Here is a 3,202-nt window from a genome sequence, read left to right as displayed (position 1 = left end):
GGCCTGGCCGAGGTCATCCGCCGCGCCAACGCGGTGGCGGCGGCGGTTTTCCCGCCGCTGCTGACCCTGCTGGTCATCCTCGGCGTCTGGCAGGTGGCGGCTGGCGACTCCTATGTCGGCCTGCCGTCGCCGGCCCACGTCTGGGCGGATTCCAAGGACCTGATCCTGCATCCGTTCTTCGACAACGGCGGCGTCGATAAGGGCCTGTTCTGGCACGTGCTGACCAGCCTCAAGCGGGTGGGCATGGGCTTTTCGATCTCGGCGATTTGCGGGATCATGCTGGGCGTCTTGATCGGCTCCAACCGCTGGGCGCACCGGGGACTGGATCCGATCTTCCAGGTCTTGCGCACGGTGCCGCCGCTGGCCTGGCTGCCGATCTCGCTGGCCGCTTTCCRCGAGGCCMAGCCGTCGGCCCTGTTCGTGATCTTCATCACCTCGATCTGGCCGATCATCATCAACACCGCCGTCGGCGTGCGCAACATCCCGACCGACTACGTCAACGTCGCCAAGGTGCTGCGGCTGTCGCCGACCGAGTACTTCTTCAAGATCCTGCTGCCGGCCACGACGCCCTATATCTTCACCGGCCTGCGCATCGGCATCGGCATGAGCTGGCTGGCCATCGTCGCTTCGGAAATGCTGCTGGGCGGCGTCGGCGTCGGGTTCTTCATCTGGGACCAGTACAACGCCTCGCGGATCTCCGACATCATCGTGGCCCTGGCCTGGGTCGGACTGACCGGCTTCTTCCTCGATCGCCTGGTGGCCCTGCTGGGTCACGTCATCTCGCGCGGCAACGCGGCGAGCTAAGGAGAACTGTCATGGCAAAAGCCTATCTCTCCATCGAAGGCGTCGGCGTCACCTTCTCGAAAGGCGCCGCCCGTTCCGAGGTGCTGACCGGCATCGACCTGAAGGTCGAGAAGGGTGAGTTCGTCTCGATCATCGGCCACTCGGGCTGCGGCAAGTCCACCCTGCTCAACGTGGTCGCGGGCCTGGTCCCAGTAACCACCGGCGCGGTAATCCTCGACAAGCAGGAGGTCAACGCCCCCGGACCCGACCGGGCGGTGGTGTTCCAGAACCACTCGCTGCTGCCGTGGCTGTCGGTGCGCGAGAACGTCAGCCTCGCGGTCGACAAGGTGTTCGGCAAGACCAAGTCCGCCGCCGAGCGCCGCGAGTGGACGCTGCACAATCTGGAGCTGGTCAAGATGACCCACGCCCTGGACAAGCGGCCGGCCGAGATCTCGGGCGGCATGAAGCAGCGGGTCGGCATCGCCCGGGCCCTGGCCATGGAGCCCAAGGTGCTGCTGCTGGACGAGCCGTTCGGGGCCCTGGACGCCCTGACCCGCGCGCACTTGCAAGACAGCGTGATGGAGATCCACGCGGCGCTGAACAACACCGTGCTGATGGTCACCCACGACGTGGACGAGGCGGCCCTGCTGTCGGATCGCATCGTGATGATGACCAACGGCCCGCGCGCCTCGATCGGTCAGGTGCTGGACGTGAACCTGGCGCGGCCGCGCGACCGCCTCGCCGTGGCCGAGAACCCGACGTACATCCATGCCCGCGCGGCGGTGATCGAGTTCCTGTACGCGCGCCGGGCGGCCTAGCTAGCCCGCCTTCAGCTCGCCCAGCATCGTCGGGATCAGTTCGGACACCGTCGGATGGATATGAACCGCCCGCTGGATCACCGTGTAAGGCGCCTTGGCGTACATCAGGTCGAGCATGCCATGGACGGCCTCGTCGCCGGTCAGGCCCAGGATGGCGGCGCCGAGGATCGCTTTGGTCTCGGCGTCGACCACTACCTTCATGAAGCCCTGGGTCTCGCCCTTCTCGACGGCGCGGCCGACACGGGTCATCGGTCGCTTGCCCACCAGCAGCGGGCGGCCGGTCGCCCTGGCCTCGGCCTCGGTCATGCCGACCCGTCCCAGCGGCGGATCGACGAACAGGCCGTAGCAGGTGATGCGGTCGCTCACGCGGCGGGGATCATCATCCAGCAGGTTGGCGGCGATGATCTCGAAGTCGTTGTAGGCCGTGTGGGTGAAGGCGCCTTTGCCGTTACAGTCGCCCATCGCCCAGACGCCCGGGACATTGGCGCGCAGCTGGTCGTCGACGACGACGTAGCCGCGCTTGTCGGTCTCGATCCCGGCGGCCTCGAGCCCCAGGTCGTCGGTATTGGGTCTGCGGCCGACGGCGAGCAACACGTGCGAGCCGGTCACCTGTGGCGCGCCGGCCTCGCAGGTGACATGGACGCAAACGCCTTGGTCATGGCGAGCGAAGCGGATGCATTCGGCGTTCAGGCGGACAGTGATCCCCTCGGCCTCCAGGATCTCGCGGATGGCGTCGGAAATCTCCGGATCCTCGCGGCCGATCAGGCGCGGCCCCATCTCGACCACGGTCACCTGGCTGCCGAAACGGCGGAACATCTGGGCGAATTCCAGCCCGATATAGCTGCCGCCAACAATGACCAGGTGCTCGGGCAGCGTATCCAGCCGCATCATGTCGACATTGGTCAGGTAGGGAACCTCGCCGATCCCCGGCATGTCGGGGACGTTCGCCCGGCCGCCAACATTCAGGAAGATCTTCGGCGCCGTCAGCAGATCGTCGCCGACCCGGACCGTGTTGGCGCCCTCGAAACGAGCATGGCCCTGGATCACCGAGATCCCAGGCATGCCGCGCAGCCATGTCTCGACATTGCCGCGGGCGTTACTGACCACGGTTTGCTGCCGCTCCTTGACCCGCTTCATGTCGACGGCGACGGGGCCGCTCAGCACGACGCCGTAGTCCGTGGCGCGGCGGGCCAGGTGGGCGGCGTAGGCGCTGGCCACCAGGGTCTTGGTCGGCATGCAGCCGGTGTTGACGCAAGTCCCGCCGAAGTCCTTGCGCTCGATCATCGCCACGGTCTGTCCGGCGGCGGTCAGGCGACCGGCCAGGGACGGACCGGCCTGTCCCGCGCCGATGATGATGGCGTCGAACGCGCGCGGCGCGCTCATCGGGCCAGGGCCAAGATCAGAAGCGCTCCGCCGACGGCGACCACGTCCTCGATCAGGGCGGCGGGCGCATCCTTGCCGAACAGCTTGGCCAACCGCGCCCGCGCCTCGGCCCCGCCGAACGTGCCGAGCACCGCGCCGACGGCGCCGATGACCGCGCCGCGCAGCCAGTGGCCGCTGGGCATCATCAGCGCCGCGCCGCTGAAGGCGCCGGTCAGGAC

3 protein-coding genes and 1 pseudogene are annotated in these 3,202 nt (G+C 67.8%); 2 read left to right on the top strand and 2 right to left on the bottom strand.

What is annotated here, in order from left to right:
* Positions 1–804, top strand: an 804-nt coding sequence (ntrB, locus tag AC1DSO_RS24600) for a nitrate ABC transporter permease (RefSeq protein WP_477071303.1), incomplete at its 5' end; no start/stop codon positions are given.
* Positions 805–815: 11 nt separating this feature from the next.
* The gene (locus AC1DSO_RS24595; RefSeq protein ID WP_477071302.1) at positions 816–1,601 is read left to right on the top strand and encodes an ABC transporter ATP-binding protein; all 786 of its coding nucleotides are present in this window, start codon (positions 816–818) and stop codon (positions 1,599–1,601) included.
* On the opposite strand, the gene AC1DSO_RS24590 is transcribed toward AC1DSO_RS24595, so the two are convergent.
* Positions 1,602–2,984 carry an FAD-containing oxidoreductase gene (locus tag AC1DSO_RS24590; RefSeq protein WP_477071301.1) on the bottom strand — a complete coding sequence of 461 codons (1,383 nt, stop codon included), beginning with the start codon at positions 2,982–2,984 and terminating at the stop codon, positions 1,602–1,604.
* Positions 2,981–3,202: pseudogene (locus AC1DSO_RS24585) on the bottom strand (DUF4126 domain-containing protein); the annotation flags it as partial. The gene AC1DSO_RS24590 and the pseudogene AC1DSO_RS24585, both read right to left, overlap by 4 nt.

The sequence above is a fragment of the Caulobacter sp. P4_E5 genome (assembly GCF_056401555.1).
This window is presented reverse-complemented; position numbering and strand designations above follow the sequence as displayed.